This window comes from Candidatus Formimonas warabiya, from assembly GCF_002777255.1.
Classification (GTDB): Bacteria; Bacillota; Dehalobacteriia; order Dehalobacteriales; family Dehalobacteriaceae; genus Formimonas; species Formimonas warabiya.
In genome coordinates, this window is record NZ_CP017634.1 from 2,298,671 (window position 1) to 2,315,129 (window position 16,459).

Here is a 16,459-nt window from a genome sequence, read left to right on the forward strand (position 1 = left end):
ATCCTGTAAAAAAACGCACGATCAATCTTTGCGCGCTTTTTTATCAAGAGAGGCACTCGCTCCGCTCAGGTTAATGATCTTCATCCAAATTCTGATATTTCACTTCTCTTTTATCGACCAGCTTGATGGCCTCTGAAGGGCAGTTGGGATAGCACAGGGTGCAGCCCCGGCATTTTTCTTTGTCATAGACGACAGGGGAATCCTGGCCCTTTTCTTTGGATAGAGCGCCAAAATGGCAGATCTTTACGCATTTTCCGCACTTGATGCATTTCCCCTGGTCTATTTCAATAAAAGCCTTCGGTATGGGCCAGATATGGTTACTGCCCTTGATGATGCTGGTCCGGATCGGGATACAGCAGCAGGCGCAGCAATTGCAAATGCCGCCGCTATGGAGCTCAAAATTTTGCATCAAACCGTGCTTGTTAGCTTGACGACAGACCTCAAAGGCCTCTTCCTTTGTGAGCCTTTTTCCATGGCCTCTGTCCGCCGGTGAATTAATATGGGGTTTTCCAAAATGGATGCAATTATCGAGGGGATTGTCGCACCTGTGCACATAGGACCTGCAGTCACACCTGAATTGAAAGACATATGCCGAAGCATGATCAATAATATTTTTGGCGTCCTCCAGGTCGATGAACTCATTGATCCGCCCCTTGGGATCAATGCCGCCGTTCATACACTGGGTGATCGTCTCATCAACTCCCCGGGCCAAATATTCACTTAAGATGTATTGATCCAGCTCAAACCGAACCTTTTCATCAAGCAGGACCCATTTGTCGTATTCATACCGGGCACAGCATGCAATTCTGTTATAGAACTCGCCAAGCTTATAGCAGAGCTTTCCCTCCTCCGATATCACCTTATCCAGGATGGTATCATGGTAGGAATCGGCGATAAAACGGTCCGGAAAAGATACCTGAAAGGACATCTTCTCATGGATCAGTCCCACCAGCTGTTCATGCTCCATGATCTCGTGGCCCATGAGCATGATTAAATCAATCTGCGCGTCGCTCAAAAAGCTGGGGATGAGAAATTCGTATTTTCGGGGAATCTGATAGTACTCAAATAAAGCCTCATCATATTGCTGCATGCAAACCCTCTCCTCTCAGATGGAAATTCTCAAAGTCCGGGGCGCCTGGGCATGGCGTCAATTTTCCCTTGTAGCCGGTCTGGTCCGCTTGCCGGCCATGCCACAAAGGCACGCGGGAAAGCAACCTCTTCCCTTCTGTCCCTGCATGATTCTTATGCAAGAAGCATGCCAATTTGCGAACCCCATCCGGTGCCTGATTTTCCCGGCATACGGGGCATGCAGGTAGATAACTGGTGCAAAATTTTTTTCAGATCGGAAGGAAAAATAGGCCCATTTTTTTGTCTCATTCGGGGCCTCCTCAAAGCCGGAAGGCCAACAGTCTGTTGGATCTTTCCGGCAAATCACTACTCCCTGCAGAAATCTTTTTCACCTGCATAGTTTCTATGCAGAGTGGCGGAAGCAAGGGGACAAAAGGAAAAAGCAGGGGCAACCCCCTGCTCAAATGGACCTGATCATTAATTGGCCATGACTTCCGTCCAGATGCGGTCATAATCTTTTAAGTACTCGCCCAGGTCTTTAAAGATTTCACACCTTTTGACATCTGCCTCGGAAGGATAAGCCGTTTGATCGTTTAAAACCTCCGCAGACAGATTCTTCTTCGCCTCCATGTGCGGAGAGGAATAGCCGATATATTCCGTATTTTTCAAGGCAGTTTCCGGATCGCACATAAAGTTGATAAACATTTCCGCCTCTTTTTGATGGGTGCTGGTTTTGGGAACGACCATGGCGTCAAACCACAGGTTGCTTCCCTCCTCCGGGATCACATACTCCAGGTCCGGATTTTCCCGTTTCATATACACGGCGTCGCCGGACCACACCACCGCTAATGCCGCCTCGCCGGAAATCATTTTATCTTTCACATCATCCCCTACATAAGCCAGCACCAGAGGCTTCTGTTCGATCAGCGCCTGTTTGGCCGCCTCCAGTTCCGACTGATCCCGGGTATTCAAGGAATAACCCAGCATTTTTAAGGCCACCCCGATGGAATCCCGCTGGCTGTCCAGCATTAAGATTTGTTTCTTATATTTGGCATCCCATAATATTTTCCAGCCGGTCACCGGTTCTTTGACCATGGTCTTATTATAGAGGATGCCCACCGTCCCCCACATATAGGGCACCGAATAGGCTTCTTGGGGATCATAGTCCAGTTTGCGAAAGGAGGGTTCGATATATTGAATATTGGGAATATGATTCAGGTCTATTTTATTCAATAAATCTTCTTTGATCATTCTTTCAATCATGTAATCGGAAGGGATCGCCACATCATAGCTGTTGCCCCCGGATTTGATTTTAATGTACATGTCTTCATTGGTGGTAAAGGTCTCGTAATTGACCCGGATGCCGGTCGCCTCTTCAAAATCGCCCAGCACCGATTCATCAATATAGTCGCCCCAGTTGTACACATTTAATGTCGCCTGGGGCTGCTTTCCGCAGGCTGTACCCGCCATGGCCAGTATGGCCGCCAGCATCACCATCCATACGATTCGGGCAGTTTTTTTCATACTCTACTCTCTCCTTTAACTTGATCTTTTGACATTCTTCTATCGACAATGATGAGAAGCAGCAGCACACTGATAAACATTAAGGTGGACAAAGCATTGATCTTGGGATTGATCCCCCTCCGGGCCATGGAATAAATGACGATAGACAGATTGGACACACCGGACCCGGTGGTAAAAAAACTGATGACAAAGTCATCCAGGGACAAGGTAAAAGCCAACAAAGCGCCGGTAACCACCCCGGGCATGATTTCCGGCAGGATCACCTTTTTAAAAGCGGTCCAGGGGGTGGCCCCCAGATCCAAAGCCGCCTCATACAGGTGCCGGTTCAGCTGTTTCAGCTTGGGGAGCACTGATAAAATCACATAGGGAATATTAAAGGTAATATGGGCAAACAGCAGGGAAAGGAAGCCCAGCTTCATATTTACAAAGATAAACAAAAGCATTAAGGAGATTCCGGTGACAATATCCGGGTTTAACACGGGCAAATAAGTAAGGTTCATCACCATCTTCTTTTTGAATCTGGTCATGTTGTCGATGCCGATGGCCGCCCCGGTCCCTACGACCGTAGCAACCGCCGAAGAGAGGATGCCGATCACCAGGGAATAATACAACGCTTTCATGATCTGGGGGTCGCGAAATAGATCCAGATACCACTTAAGGGTGACGCCGTCCCAATGGCCCCGGGATTTGGAACTGTTAAAGGAAAAAACGATCAGGACAATAATGGGCGCATATAAAAACAGAAAAATGAGAAAGACATAAAATCTTTGCATAAACCGGCCTACCATAGCCCACCTCTCTCATAATCCTTTTCATACCGGGCCATGGCTCCCATGCTGATCAGGATTAAAATCATCATGACGATGGACAGGGCAGAACCAAAATGCCAGTCTCCCACGTACAAGAACTGCTGCTCGATCAGATTTCCGATCAGGGTAAATTGGCCGCCTCCCAAAAGCCGGGAGATGACAAAGGTGGACACCGCCGGCATAAACACCATGGTGATTCCGGAAACCACACCCGGTAAGCTGAGAGGGAAAACAATGCGCCAGAATACGGTGATGTCATTTGCCCCCAAATCTTTTGCCGCCTCAATCACATGATGGTCCATCTTCTTTAAAACAGAATAAATGGGCAGAACCATAAAAGGAAGAAAGTTGTAGATCATGCCCAGGATCACGGCTTCATTGGTATACAACATTTGGATGGTGGGAAGATGAAGAAAAGAAAAGAATGTATTGATTAAACCCTTTCTTTCCAGCAAGGTCATCCAGGCATAGGTACGCAATAAAAAATTCATCCACATGGGCAAGACAAATAACAAAATGAGAAAGTTTTTGCTGCTTAAATCCTTCCCGGCCAGAATCATGGCCAGGGGATAGCCGATCACCAGGCAGCATACCGTGCTGATTAAGGCCAGCATCACGGAGCGAAACAATACTTTGATATAGACAGGTTCAAAAAACTTTTGGTAGCCGGCTAAACTAAATTCCATGCCCCGGCTGCTCATGGCGGTAAAACTGTAGTAAATCACCAACAGCAAGGGCACCGCCACAAATATCCCCATCCATACCAGGTAAGGAAATGAGATCCAGCTTCTTTTCATATCCCGCCCGCCTTTTTCATGATGTGAATGTCATTGGGAAAAATGTTCAGACCCACACGGGAATCAACGGCCGCCATCGTCGTGTTATGAATCTTCCAGGTGAACCCGGCGCCCAAAACTTCCATTTCATAGTGCACACCTTTAAAGATCACGGAGGTGACGACACCTTTCAGCATCCCCTGGTCTTCCGGAACCATTTTGATATCTTCCGGGCGTACCACCACATCTACGGGTTCCATTTTGAGAAATCCTTTATCGACACAGGCAAAATCCCGGCCGGCAAACCGGACAGATCCGTCTTCGATCATGATCCCGGACACAATGTTGCTCTCACCGATGAATTCCGCCACAAAGGCGTTTTTCGGTTCGTTATAGATATCCTGAGGCGTGCCGATTTGCTGTATCTCGCCATTGTTCAGCACCACCACCGTATCGGACATAGTTAAAGCTTCTTCCTGGTCATGGGTTACATAAACGAAAGTAATGCCCAGGCGCCGCTGCATTTTTTTCAACTCCAGCTGCATGTCTTTCCTTAATTTAAGGTCTAAAGCGCCTAAAGGCTCATCCAGGAGCAGCACCTCGGGCTCGTTTACCACCGCCCGGGCGATGGCCACCCGCTGCTGCTGCCCCCCGCTCAGGGAGTCTACGGACCGGGTCTCATACCCGGACAAATTTACCAGGCTGAGGATGGCGCGGACCCTTTCCTGAATCACATTTTGGGCAATCTGTTTAATTTTCAGCCCGAAGGCAATATTTTCAAAAACGTTCATATGGGGAAACAAGGCATATCTCTGAAAAACAGTATTGACTCTTCTCTTATAGGGGGGCAAAGAATTAATATTCTTCCCCTCAAACAGAATCTCTCCGGAGGATGGCTGTTCAAATCCCCCGATTACGCGCAGGGTAGTTGTCTTTCCGCAGCCGCTGGGCCCCAGCAGGGTGAGAAATTCATTTTTCCGGATGTAGAGGCGGATATTCTTCAAGGCCTCATTGCCGTCGTATTCTTTTGAAACATTGACCAATTCAATAATATGTTGTGCCATACCCATGACCTCCCCCAATCATCCGGTGTTTGAAACGGGGCAGAAACCTGCAAGATGCTGGTCTTTTTCATCATTTAAACTTCCGACCCAATTAAATTTAAGGGATTCATCGATTAATGTCAATATTTCGAGAAAAATATTTTTTAAAAGCCCCTGAGCCCTTTTTTTCAGGGCAGGAGAGGTCTTTCCTGAGAAGAAACGGTTTTTTGTTTTGAAAATGTAAAAAAAATAACACAAATATAACATAAATTTTTTCAGAAATGTGAAAAAACAAAGGATTCATGTGCCGGCTAAAGAATATCATACTGTTTAGACAAGGAGGACAGTAAAATTCTACCATTCCCACACGGTCATTTTTAAACAAGGACTAAAAGGAGATAATAAATCTTAACGAATGTGAATGGGCAGCTGCCGCTGACTTTCAGATAATTTTACAGTTTGGAAAGGAAGAATAATAAACATGGAAAGAATAGACAGAGTTATAAAATCGATGGAGGATCACGGGGTAGACAGTCTGCTGATCATGAAAGACGCGAACCTGAGATACGTTAGTCATTTTACCGGCTCCGAATCCTATCTGATTATTACAGCGAAAAAAAAGATTCTCATCACCGATTCCCGTTATACGGAACAAGCAGAACAAGAATGCCCCGGTTTTGAAATTGTCCGTTACCGGCATCCCTTTCCTTCTTTGGAGGAAACTTTAAAAACTATGGTCAGCAGGCTGCATATCACCCGTTTAGGATTTGAAAAAGATTACCTGACCTTTGATGGGTACGAAAATATTTCCCACGCTCTTCCGGATCTGGAATTTGTCCCTACCTTGGGAATTGTGGAAAGTGTCCGCAGCATCAAGGATCCCCATGAAATTGATTTCATGAAAAGGGCCGCCCACATCGCGGACATGGCATTTACGAACATCCTCAAGTATGTGCACATCGGCATCACGGAAAAAGACATCGAAACGGAACTGGAATATGTGATGAAACGGCAGGGGGCATTTTCGACCGCTTTTCCTACCATCGTCGCCTCAGGTCCCAGATCCTCCCTGCCCCATGGGGTTCCTTCCCAACGGCAAATTCAATACGGTGATTTGATCACCCTGGATTTTGGCGCCTTGTATGAAGGCTACCGGTCCGATATGACGCGGACCGTAGCGATGGGAAAAGCGGATGCAAAACAAAAACAAATCTATGATCTGGTCCTTTATGCCCAGAAAGAAGGGGTTCAGGCAATTTCTGCCGGCATCAAGGCTTCTCAAGTTGACCACCGGGTGAGAAATATCATTAAGGAAGCGGGATACGGCGAGTTCTTTTCCCATGGATTAGGTCATGGGGTAGGATTAGAAATTCATGAAGCACCTTCTCTCAACTCCCGGAATGAAGAAATTCTTGTTTCCGGAAATGTGGTCACGGTAGAACCGGGAATTTACCTGCCCAACTGGGGAGGCGTGCGAATCGAAGATACGGTATTGGTAACGGAGCGCGGGTGCGAGGTTTTGACCCATGCTCCCAAAGAACTGATGATTCTTTAAAAAAGGAAAGTACAGGCGGTAAACTGATTTTTATGGGCGCCGTCTGCCCTGCCCTTCTGTCCTTAAAGAGCTTAAGCCTCATCCGGCTTGAGCTTTTTTGTTATTTTGGGGCAATACTTGTATCTTCCTTCTAGAATTTTTTCAAATTTTCGTATATAATATTATATTAAATGAACTTTTAGGAGCTGGAAACAAGGTGCACTTTGGGGAGTTTGAATTTGCCAAAATCATTCCCTGGGCCGCCCAATGGGGATATCTGGGTGCTGCCGGGGCCCTTTTTGTGGAAGGACTGTCGATACCTTTTCCGGGAGGAACCTTTCTACTGCTTTACGGTTTTTTAGCCTCCCAGGGAAAAATCTCTTTACCCCTGGCGATTTTTTGCGCTTCCATCGGCTATACCCTGGCCGGTACTTTTCCCTATCTGGTGGGAAAAATCGGCGGCAGGCCTTTGATCTTGAACTATGGTCCCTATATTGGATTTTCTCATAAGTACTTTAAGAGCACGGAGCGCTGGTTTCATAAATTCGGCAATCCGACCGTGGCCTTTGGCCGGTTGCTGTTTTTCCGCAATTATATCTCCTATTTTGCCGGCATTGCCAAAATGCCTACCTTTTCTTTCTATTTTTATACTTGGATCGGCATTCTTCCCTGGGTAGCTTTCATGACCATCCTGGGCTACCTTTTGGGAAACAACTGGAGCTATGCCTTACGCCTGGCGGAACGGTATTCCTGGGTTGGTGTTGTTGCCCTGGTTGTCGCCGTCATCTGCGTTTATTTGTTGATCAAATCAAGAATATTCCAGAAGGCCAATAAATGGTTGGGAGATGCGTAAGAAGCGCTCAAAAAAAAACTAGGGGTAGAAATAAATGTCTTGACAAAGGATATTTGCCTTGATAGAATTATTGTCAAATCATAATTTAAATGGCTGTGACGGAGAAAAGTAGTTCGGAACCTGTTTTCCCAGGGAGTATGTGCCAGAGACTGGAAGCACATGCAAAACAAGACCAAGCGAAGTTCCCTCCTGAGCCGCAAGGTGAACGGGTGCTGTCCCTAGCATCACTATTAGCCGGAGCCGGAATACTTCCGCCGTTATCATGGAAGAGGGTATCGGATAACTTCCCGTACCTCATCAAGCGGGCATTTTGTATGCCAAATAGGATGGTACCACGAGACATCTCGTTCCTAACAGGATGAGATGTTTTTTTTATGAAGTTTATTCCCGTACCTGTCAAGATGGGCAGTTTTAGCCTGCCAACCAGGGTGGTACCGCGGACACTCCACAGTTCGTCCCTCATTGAGGGATGCTGTGGAGTTTTTTATTGAACATAGACTTTTAAGGAGGGCGTAAAAATGATTATTGTGATGCACAAAAAGGCGACAGAAAAAAATATTCGTACCGTCACAGATAAACTGGAGAAAGAAGGATTCGGCACCCACATCATCCGGGGTGTGGAAAAAATCGTCATCGGCGCTATCGGAGACCGCAAACTGATTCCTTCTATGGGACTGGAGCTGATGGACGGTGTGGAAAACATTGTTCCGATCATGAAGCCTTATAAGCTGGTCAGCCGGGAAATGAAATCCGAGGACTCCCTCATTGACATCGATGGGGTGAAAATCGGCGCAGGCAATTTTACTGTGATCGCCGGCCCCTGCGCCGTAGAGAGCCGGGAACAGCTTTTGACCACGGCGGCGGCAGTTCAGTCCGGAGGAGGGACCATCTTAAGGGGCGGCGCTTTCAAGCCCAGAACCTCTCCCTACAGTTTCCAGGGCCTGGAGCAAAAAGGGCTGGAAATTTTAGCGGAAGCCAAAGCGAAAACCGGATTGAAAGTGATCACCGAAGTGATTGACTCATACAGCCTGGATATGGCCCTGGATTATGTGGATATTCTGCAGATCGGGGCCCGCAACATGCAGAATTTCCAGTTATTGCGCCAGGCAGGCAAAGCAGGCAAACCGGTGATGCTGAAAAGAGGCCTTTCGGCAACCATTGAGGAGTGGTTAATGGCGGCGGAATATATTATGTCCGAAGGAAATTATGCGGTGATTCTTTGCGAACGAGGGATCCGCACTTACGAAACCGCAACGAGAAACACCTTAGACATCAGCGCTGTGCCCCTGATCAAAAGACTCAGCCACCTGCCTGTGGTCGTTGACCCCAGTCATGCCACGGGAGATTGGCAGCTGGTCACCCCCTTGGCAAAAGCCAGTTTAGCGGCAGGAGCCGACGGCATCATGGTGGAAGTCCACCCCAATCCCATGCAGGCCATGTGCGACGGGCCCCAATCCTTATCCCTGAAAAAATACCAGTGCATGATGCAGGGCCTGAAACCCTTAGCGGAGGTTTTAGGCCGGGCTATGTAAGCTTCTTACAATGCGATCGGGAAGGATGAATGTGAACATGCCAAACCAGACCATCGGTTTTTTAGGCCCATCGGGCACCTTCTGTGAAATGGCTGCGGAAACCCTTTTTCCTGCCGGTCATCTCACAGCTTGTGTCAATTTGATCTCTGTAATTGAAGGTGTTGCCAGCGGCAATCTGACGACGGGAGTATTGCCCATGGAAAATCTTCTGGAAGGGACGGTCACGCCGGTGTTGGACGGTTTGACCAGTTACCAGGATGTGAAAATATCCGGCGAACTGGTCCTGCCCGTGCAACACCACCTGCTCGTCAACCAGGGCGTGAAAAAAGACGAGATCACCGCCGTTTTTTCCCACTCCCATGCTTTAGCCCAATGCCAGGACTACCTAAGAAAGAGGCTCCCCGCCATCCCCTGTCATGCCGTTTCCAGCACGGCCGAAGCAGCCAGAAGGGTCGCCTTGGAGCTGCATTCCTGTGCCGCCATTGGGAACAAACGGGCGGCAAAAATCTACGGGCTGCACATCTTAGAAGAAAGCATCAGTGATGGGGCAGAAAATTTTACCCGTTTTGTAATCTTAAAAAAAGAAATTACCGGCCCCACGGGGCATGACAAGACCTCTATCGCCTTTTCTCTGGAGCATCAGCCGGGAACTTTGGCTTCCATGCTGGTCCTATTTGCCCAGGCCGGCATCAACTTAACCAAAATCGAGTCCCGTCCTTCCAGGAAAGTACTGGGGGAATATATTTTTTATGTAGACTTTGAAGGTCATCAGGAAGACGAAGAGGTTCAGCGTGTGTTGCACCAGGCAAAACAACATACCACATTTTTGTCTGTGATGGGATCCTATCCTAGGAATTCCTAAAATAGGTCCGAACAAATGTTTGCATGCAAATCCATTTTGTGATAAAATCTACCCAGAAATACTTTTCAGGGTGATCAAGATGGAGTTGGCAGACAAAATCCGCATCCTGGCCGATTCGGCCAAGTATGATGTATCCTGTTCCTCCAGCGGCAGTTCCAGAAAGAACGTGCCGGGAGGCATTGGCAACGGCCATGTGTCCGGCATCTGCCACAGCTGGTCCAGTGACGGCAGGTGCATTTCTCTGCTCAAAATACTTCTTTCCAATGAATGCATTTACAACTGTACATACTGTGTAAACCGGGTTTCCAACGATATTCCCAGAGCTTCTTTTACCACGGACGAACTGGTCGATCTGACCATCGGCTTCTACCGGCGCAATTATATCGAAGGCCTTTTTTTAAGCTCGGCCATTTTAAAGAGTCCCGATCATACCATGGAAATCATGCTCCAGGTGGTGCAAAAATTACGGCTGGACTACCGGTTCAACGGCTACATCCACCTAAAGGCCATTCCGGGGGCAGATTTTCGTTTGATGGAAGAAGCAGGCAAATTTGCGGACCGCATGAGTGTAAATATTGAGCTTCCCAGCGATCAAGGCCTAAAGCTTCTCGCCCCGCAGAAAAACCAAAAAGCTCTCTTACAGCCCATGGGGTTTATTCACTCCCAGATTCTAGACGCCCGCTCGGAAAAAACGTACCGGAAAAAAAGCCGCTTGTTTGTTCCTGCCGGCCAGACGACCCAACTGATTGTAGGCGCTACCCCGGATCCGGACCTGAAGATCCTCAACCTGTCCCAGAGCCTGTATAAAAGTTTTTTCTTAAAAAGGGTTTATTATTCCGCTTACGTTCCCGTGCGGGTCCATCCCAATCTGCCCGCGATTTCTTCCCCGCCCCTGCTCCGGGAACACCGCCTGTACCAGGCGGACTGGCTGCTCAGGTTTTACGGGTTTGACGCCCGCGAGCTGCTCAATGAAGCAAATCCCAACTTTGACCCGGACCTGGATCCGAAAAGCAGTTGGGCTCTGAAAAATCTGCACCTGTTCCCGGTGGAGATCAACCGGGCCGGCTATGAAATGCTGCTCCGGGTGCCCGGGATTGGGGTGCGCTCCGCCCAGCGCATTATCACCGCCCGGAAAGTTCATGCCCTGAATTTTGATGGTTTGAGCAAACTGGGCATTGTGATGAAACGGGCCCGTTATTTCATCACCTGTCAAGGCAAATTCTGCGGCGACCGGGACATGAAAGAAAATACCATTAAACAAGGACTGCTCACAAAACCGCCCCGGACCTTACCGAACAAGCCTCCTTGGGAACAGCTTTCTTTGTTTTCCTTTCCCGCCCATAGCGGCGAGGATTTCCAAAATACCGTCCTGGGAGAATTATGATGGTGATATTTATTTTCGACGGCACTTTTGAAGGCATGCTCACAGCCATTTACCAGGCTTATTATTTCAAAAAACCGGACCGGATTTTATTCCGGCCGGATTTACAGGAAAGGCTCTTTGAAGAGAAATACTTTTTCCGGACAGACGCCGCCAAGTCCGATCAGGTCTATGCCGCCATCGAAAAAAAGATCTCCCGGCGCGCCCTGGAGCATATTATGTATGCCTTCCTGAGCGAAGATGCAAACACAGGCACCTGGGTCCTGAATTATCTGGATTTCGGTTGGCAGGCAGGAAAAAAACTGGACATGTTTCTGGATGACGACCGGGTGAAAAAAATCCATGATCTCAGCTACCGGGTGGCAGGGGAAAGGCACCGGTTGCTGGGCCTGATCCGGTTTCGCCAGTTAAGCCTGAATACCCCTGTTTACTATGCCCCTTATGAACCGGACAATAACGTGACCATGCTGCTGGCCCCCCACTTTGCCCGGCGCCTCCCGGATCAGAACTGGATCATCCACGACGTGAAAAGAAACCTGGCCGCCGTCCATCATCCCCATGAGTGGGTCATCACGGATTTGACCAGGCAACAAATTCCCCCTTTAGCCGATCAGGAAGCAGCCTACCAGGATCTCTGGCGCCAATACTATCGAAGCATTGCTATTGGGGAAAGAAGAAACCCCGCCCTCCAAAAACAACTGATGCCGATGAAATATTGGAAATATCTCGTAGAAAAAGAGGAAACCCTTCAGCACACCACTACTTGAACCTCTTCCAGGGCGGAAAGCCGGCTGAGGGGATTGCCCTTGATCCCAAGGAGGCAGGCCATTTTACCCGGTTCCACCGCCCCCAGCCGGTCTTCCAGGCCAATTATTTTGGCCCCATGGGCGATCGCCATGTGCAGGATCACCCCATTAGATAAACCCGCCTCTTGAAAGAGCTGCACTTCCTCAAAGTAGGATGAACCATGCCGGACGCCGATGGCCCCGGCATCCGTGCCGATGCCAAGGAGCACCCCCAGAGAAACCGCTTTTTGGATTTTTTCCATCTGGAGCCGGAAAGTTCTTTCCAGAACACAAACCCCTTCCGGGGAATGGGTATCCGCATAGGGTTTTCTCGCCTGCACTGCGATGGGGATCAAGGTGGGAACCCAGGCCGTCCCCTTCTGCACCATGGCCTCTAAAGAAGCATCACTCAGGAAATAACCATGTTCCACAGAATCTACCCCTGCCTCTACCGCTGTTCTTACCCCCGCCTCGGAACTGGCATGAGCCATCACGGGTAGGCCGGTTTCATGACAGGCACGAACAATCTCTTTCAGTTCCGGAACAGAAAACTGAATGGGCCCCACCTGACCATATTGGGAAAAACTGACAAGACCTGAAACCACAACCTTGATCTGGTCGACCCCCTGACGGGCCAATTGGGCAATCTGCCTTTTGGCTTCCGCCGTGTCTCTTACGCCCGGCCCCAAAAAAGTTCCATAACGGCCTTGCCGCCGGATGGCAAACCCGGTGGTCCGGACCACCAGGCTGCCTGCGGCGGAACTTTTTGTCCGGAAACCAATCCCTTGGATATCGCTGCCGTCCCGGACCGCCAAAACACCATGTTCTACAAAGCCTGCCACGGCACTTTTTACATGTGCTTCCATCTGCGCAGGGTCCTTCCAGCGCTCCAAAGCCTGGTTAAAGTCAACGCCGTCCAGGGCAAAGTGGACATGACAGTCAATCAATCCGGGCAGAAGGGTCAGTCCGGTGAGATCAACCGTTTGGGCCCGTTCCCGCTCTACCCATGCCGCCCTCTCCTGGGAAGATAACAGACCGGCAATATCCCCGTTTTTCAGGGCCACTGATTTTCCTCTGATCAACCGGCCTTCCGCAACATCTAGAATACTGTCCGGAACCAGAACAGCCGGATCATGGCGACAAATCATCTTTTTTACCATATTTTCCTCCTGTTAGGGGACACACCTCTATATTAGGCATTCCTATCCCGTCGGAGGAATGTCCCCAATTTACTAAAATACTGATTTCTTTTCCCTTTCCCATCCTGAAGGGTCTAAATCATCCGCCTCACTCATAGGCTTTAGTAGAAAATTAATTCAGGAGTTGACGCGGATGAACAGTCAATACCCGTGTATGATGGCAGTTGCTCAAATTAGAGGGGGCCCATTGGCCCCTAATCTGAGAGGAATCGTTTATTTTCGAGCTGTTGCCGGCGGCACGGAGGTATATGCCAACGTGACCGGACTACCCCCATACCGGCCCGCGCAAAACGGCCAGCCTCCCATTGGCCCCCATGGATTTCATCTCCACCAGAACGGCGACTGTTCGGTGGGCGACGTAAACAACCCCTTCCAGGGCGCAGGCGAACATTGGAATCCTACCAATCAGCCTCATGGCAACCATGCAGGAGATTTTCCCGTACTCTTTTCCAATAACGGCAATGCCTGGATGATATTTTTTACAGATAAATTCACCGTAGGGGACATTATTGGCAAATCTGTTGTCATTCATCAAAACCCCGACGACTACCGGACTCAGCCGGCGGGCAATTCCGGAAAGCGCCTGGCCTGCGGAGTAATCAGATGCGTCTATAATTGGATGAACTACTAACAGCCCGGGACCTGTCTACAATAAAAAAAGCGGTGAAAATTCTCAAAATGGGATTTTGCATAACTCAATTATACAGCATCTGCGGGCTCTTCGGGGCCCGCAGTTTGTTTTTGTGTGTAGAAAAAGGGGCTGATGCATTACGAACATTTTAGATCGTCTTGCAACAGCCCCTTAATAAGTGGCTTTATGCTGTTAAAATTTTCATCTTTAAGCTTCTGAAAAAGAATCGTCTACCTTCCATTATTGCTGCAATCGAAACTTAGCAGACAAATTTTCCATCTCTGAAGCCAGTACGGCCAATGTTTGGCTGGTCGCGGAAACCTCTTCCATGGTTGCGGTCTGCTCTTCCGCCGCGGCAGCCACATTTTCCATGGCCGAAGATATTTGTCCCGTTGCTGTAGCGACGGATTGGATTTCATTGGCTAAATCCTCGACGGAATTATTTATTTTGTGGAATATCTCCCCGAGCGTTTCCACCACCCGATTTCCTTTCTGCACCTGTACCGCACCTTGCTCCATGGATTGCACGGCTTGCTGGATTTCCTGCTGAACGGAGGAAATCAGGCCGTGAATTTCTTTCGCTGCTGCCGCAGATTGTTCCGCAAGACGCCTTACTTCTTCCGCAACCACAGCAAATCCCCGTCCTTGCTCCCCCGCTCGTGCCGCTTCTATGGCCGCATTTAAAGCCAATAAATTGGTCTGGTCCGTGATTTCCGCAATCATTTCTACAATTTGGGAAATCTTTGCCGCGGAATGAGAAAGGTCCTGAATCACATTTCCCACAGCGATAGAAGCCTGTTCGATGCTGCTCATCTGCCGGGTCACATTTTCAATTCCTACGCTGCCTTCGGCAGCAAAGCCTGCCGCCTGAACGGACAAATCGGCAATACGCTGGGTATTGACGGAAACCTGATCCACTGTGACAGCAACCTGAGAGATGGTTGAAGTGGTCTCGGTGGTACCGGCGACGATATTTTCCGCACTGGCCGATAACTCGGTGGATGAATTTGCCACAGCGAGAGATTTCTCCTGCAATTGGTTGATCATCGTTCTCAGATTTTGGAGCATGGTATTAAACGCCAGGGCCAAATGACCGATTTCATCCTTGGCCTGTGAGGTAATTCCTTCTACCGTTAAATCCCCGGCGGCAATCTTTTCCGCATTTTGCATCAAGGAGTTTAATGGTTTCGCCACCTTACGGGAAAGCAGCAGGTATAAGAACAAGGCTAACAGGATCATGGAAATACCAAACACTACCATACTATCCGTGACATACTTGTCCACCGCGCCCAACACTTCACTCCGGGGCATCACGGTAACCAGCTTCATCCCTGTTTCACCAATGGGGGCATAGCCGATAAAGCAATCATTGTTATTCAAGGAAGTTTCCTGAATCTCCACGGTATCTTTTGATAAAATCGTCTTCCCTAAGGCCACGGTTTGGGCATCTTTTTCCTCCGTTATTCTCATGGTCATATCCTTGCTCTTTGTCTTGTTTCCCAGATAATAGCCCTGGCCGGTAAGAATAAAGGCGTAGCCCTTTTCCCCTACTTGAATGCTTCTCACATAATCGGAAAGCTCGTTAATACCCAGGTCCAAAGTAGCAACCCCAATTTGTTTCCCATCCTTTTTGATGGGGCTGTTCACAGTCATCATCGCTACATTTGTCACCGTATCCAAGAAAGGTTCGGAGCACACATACTCCTTATCCGTATCAAAGCCTATTTTATACCAGTCATATTGAAAATAATCATATTCCTGGTTGCTGTAGTCCCAGGTCAACTGCACAGAGCCGTTGTCTTTATAAAGATAAGGGCCGTAATATTTTTCCTTGGGGTTAAGAATAAAAGGTTCCGACCAGATGCCGCCCCCAAATATTAAGCTATTGGACGCAATGTATGGTTTCATTAAAGAGAGCACAATATCCTCATCGTATTCGGGCATGGCTTGAACATTATTGGCAAAGGTAAAGCTAATTTCACCCATTTCATCGATGCGGTCCGCCACATTTTCCGCTTCATCCGCCGTCTGCTGCTTTAACATGGTGTCAATGTCCTGCCTGACGATGTTATTAAACCTGAATAAACCTACGCCAGTTTGGACGGCGAATACGCAAAAAATTACCAATAACGACAGCCCGATCACCAAGGTTTTAATACTTTTTGTTCTTTTTGCACCCAATTTGCCCCCTCCCCCTTTCATCTTCTCCTAAATACAAAAACATCTATCGTCGCACCCTCCTCGGATAGATGTTTTCCCCCGTAATTCTCCCTATCCTTTGGCAGCCCGGCAATCATCACAAAAGTTTTAGACCCGTTAGCTTTGCGTCTCCGGCTTTCGCCGGATTTGCTCTTTTCTAAGTCTCCGAAATCGACATTATTTCTATTATTTCGGCAATTTTTTCTATTTCCCTTTCATTGATCTAGTCCCACAGTAAAAAACAATATGTATTCCTAACGCTA

15 protein-coding genes, 1 riboswitch and 1 other annotated feature are annotated in these 16,459 nt (G+C 48.4%); of the genes, 7 read left to right on the top strand and 8 right to left on the bottom strand.

Features of this window, described 5'->3' with window-relative positions; all coding sequences use genetic code 11:
• Positions 1–70 precede the first annotated feature (70 nt).
• The 6 genes from DCMF_RS10735 to potA form a co-directional block, all read right to left on the bottom strand.
• Entirely contained in the window at positions 71–1,090 is a 1,020-nt protein-coding gene (locus DCMF_RS10735; protein ID WP_148134429.1) for an ATP-binding protein, read from the bottom strand.
• A 152-nt stretch (positions 1,091–1,242) separates the two neighbouring features.
• Positions 1,243–1,377: a hypothetical protein gene (locus tag DCMF_RS30075; RefSeq protein ID WP_257790954.1), complete on the bottom strand. Its 135-nt coding sequence runs from the start codon at positions 1,375–1,377 to the stop codon at positions 1,243–1,245.
• A gap of 168 nt (positions 1,378–1,545) precedes the next feature.
• Positions 1,546–2,592 (bottom strand): ABC transporter substrate-binding protein, encoded by a 1,047-nt coding sequence (locus DCMF_RS10740; protein ID WP_148134430.1) that lies wholly within the window; start codon positions 2,590–2,592, stop codon positions 1,546–1,548.
• The gene (locus DCMF_RS10745) at positions 2,589–3,380 is read right to left on the bottom strand and encodes an ABC transporter permease (RefSeq protein ID WP_148134431.1); all 792 of its coding nucleotides are present in this window, start codon (positions 3,378–3,380) and stop codon (positions 2,589–2,591) included. Before DCMF_RS10745 ends, DCMF_RS10740 begins: the two co-directional genes overlap by 4 nt.
• Complete coding sequence (locus DCMF_RS10750) at positions 3,374–4,198, bottom strand: ABC transporter permease (RefSeq protein ID WP_148134432.1); 825 nt, start codon at positions 4,196–4,198, stop codon at positions 3,374–3,376. The genes DCMF_RS10745 and DCMF_RS10750 overlap by 7 nt, the downstream gene beginning before the upstream one ends.
• The gene (gene potA / locus DCMF_RS10755) at positions 4,195–5,241 is read right to left on the bottom strand and encodes a spermidine/putrescine ABC transporter ATP-binding protein (protein WP_148134433.1); all 1,047 of its coding nucleotides are present in this window, start codon (positions 5,239–5,241) and stop codon (positions 4,195–4,197) included. Before potA ends, DCMF_RS10750 begins: the two co-directional genes overlap by 4 nt.
• 460 nt (positions 5,242–5,701) lie before the next feature.
• On the opposite strand from potA, the gene DCMF_RS10760 reads away from it, so the two are divergent.
• The 6 genes from DCMF_RS10760 to DCMF_RS10785 all read left to right on the top strand — a co-directional run bounded on the left by DCMF_RS10760 (position 5,702) and on the right by DCMF_RS10785 (position 12,149).
• Positions 5,702–6,775 carry a M24 family metallopeptidase gene (locus DCMF_RS10760; RefSeq protein ID WP_148134434.1) on the top strand — a complete coding sequence of 358 codons (1,074 nt, stop codon included), beginning with the start codon at positions 5,702–5,704 and terminating at the stop codon, positions 6,773–6,775.
• Between the two features lie 196 nt (positions 6,776–6,971).
• Positions 6,972–7,607, top strand: coding sequence for a DedA family protein (locus tag DCMF_RS10765; RefSeq protein WP_214659262.1), 636 nt, complete (start codon positions 6,972–6,974; stop codon positions 7,605–7,607).
• A gap of 86 nt (positions 7,608–7,693) precedes the next feature.
• Positions 7,694–7,962 (top strand) — a binding site (T-box leader).
• Between the two features lie 163 nt (positions 7,963–8,125).
• Complete coding sequence (gene aroF / locus DCMF_RS10770) at positions 8,126–9,139, top strand: 3-deoxy-7-phosphoheptulonate synthase (protein WP_148134436.1); 1,014 nt, start codon at positions 8,126–8,128, stop codon at positions 9,137–9,139.
• A gap of 37 nt (positions 9,140–9,176) precedes the next feature.
• Positions 9,177–10,001, top strand: a complete 825-nt coding sequence (gene pheA / locus DCMF_RS10775) for a prephenate dehydratase (protein WP_214659263.1) — start codon at positions 9,177–9,179, stop codon at positions 9,999–10,001.
• A 79-nt stretch (positions 10,002–10,080) separates the two neighbouring features.
• Positions 10,081–11,385, top strand: coding sequence for a putative DNA modification/repair radical SAM protein (locus DCMF_RS10780; RefSeq protein ID WP_148137839.1), 1,305 nt, complete (start codon positions 10,081–10,083; stop codon positions 11,383–11,385).
• Entirely contained in the window at positions 11,382–12,149 is a 768-nt protein-coding gene (locus tag DCMF_RS10785) for a TIGR03915 family putative DNA repair protein (RefSeq protein ID WP_236860243.1), read from the top strand. Before DCMF_RS10780 ends, DCMF_RS10785 begins: the two co-directional genes overlap by 4 nt.
• On the opposite strand, the gene DCMF_RS10790 is transcribed toward DCMF_RS10785, so the two are convergent.
• Positions 12,131–13,327 carry an amidohydrolase family protein gene (locus DCMF_RS10790; protein ID WP_148134438.1) on the bottom strand — a complete coding sequence of 399 codons (1,197 nt, stop codon included), beginning with the start codon at positions 13,325–13,327 and terminating at the stop codon, positions 12,131–12,133. The genes DCMF_RS10785 and DCMF_RS10790 overlap by 19 nt on opposite strands.
• A gap of 172 nt (positions 13,328–13,499) precedes the next feature.
• Here DCMF_RS10790 and DCMF_RS10795 point away from each other — a divergent pair, with 172 nt between their 5' ends.
• A complete protein-coding gene (locus DCMF_RS10795; RefSeq protein WP_148134439.1) occupies positions 13,500–13,997 on the top strand; it encodes a superoxide dismutase family protein in 498 nt (165 codons plus the stop codon).
• A 240-nt stretch (positions 13,998–14,237) separates the two neighbouring features.
• On the opposite strand, the gene DCMF_RS10800 is transcribed toward DCMF_RS10795, so the two are convergent.
• The gene (locus tag DCMF_RS10800) at positions 14,238–16,178 is read right to left on the bottom strand and encodes a methyl-accepting chemotaxis protein (RefSeq protein WP_214659264.1); all 1,941 of its coding nucleotides are present in this window, start codon (positions 16,176–16,178) and stop codon (positions 14,238–14,240) included.
• 96 nt (positions 16,179–16,274) lie between these two features.
• A riboswitch (cyclic di-GMP riboswitch) is annotated at positions 16,275–16,358 on the bottom strand.
• Positions 16,359–16,459: the final 101 nt, after the last annotated feature.

Bases quoted from the DNA above. Each gene is read 5' to 3' on its own strand.
- DCMF_RS10785 (WP_236860243.1), top strand. From the start codon at position 11,382: ATGATGGTGATATTTATTTTCGACGGCACTTTTGAAGGCATGCTCACA.
- DCMF_RS10750 (WP_148134432.1), bottom strand. From the start codon at position 4,198: ATGAAAAGAAGCTGGATCTCATTTCCTTACCTGGTATGGATGGGGATA.
- DCMF_RS10760 (WP_148134434.1), top strand. From the start codon at position 5,702: ATGGAAAGAATAGACAGAGTTATAAAATCGATGGAGGATCACGGGGTA.
- DCMF_RS10790 (WP_148134438.1), bottom strand. From the start codon at position 13,327: ATGGTAAAAAAGATGATTTGTCGCCATGATCCGGCTGTTCTGGTTCCG.
- DCMF_RS10795 (WP_148134439.1), top strand. From the start codon at position 13,500: ATGAACAGTCAATACCCGTGTATGATGGCAGTTGCTCAAATTAGAGGG.
- DCMF_RS10740 (WP_148134430.1), bottom strand. From the start codon at position 2,592: ATGAAAAAAACTGCCCGAATCGTATGGATGGTGATGCTGGCGGCCATA.
- DCMF_RS10780 (WP_148137839.1), top strand. From the start codon at position 10,081: ATGGAGTTGGCAGACAAAATCCGCATCCTGGCCGATTCGGCCAAGTAT.
- aroF (WP_148134436.1), top strand. From the start codon at position 8,126: ATGATTATTGTGATGCACAAAAAGGCGACAGAAAAAAATATTCGTACC.
- DCMF_RS10735 (WP_148134429.1), bottom strand. From the start codon at position 1,090: ATGCAGCAATATGATGAGGCTTTATTTGAGTACTATCAGATTCCCCGA.
- DCMF_RS30075 (WP_257790954.1), bottom strand. From the start codon at position 1,377: ATGAGACAAAAAAATGGGCCTATTTTTCCTTCCGATCTGAAAAAAATT.
- pheA (WP_214659263.1), top strand. From the start codon at position 9,177: ATGCCAAACCAGACCATCGGTTTTTTAGGCCCATCGGGCACCTTCTGT.
- DCMF_RS10745 (WP_148134431.1), bottom strand. From the start codon at position 3,380: ATGGTAGGCCGGTTTATGCAAAGATTTTATGTCTTTCTCATTTTTCTG.
- potA (WP_148134433.1), bottom strand. From the start codon at position 5,241: ATGGCACAACATATTATTGAATTGGTCAATGTTTCAAAAGAATACGAC.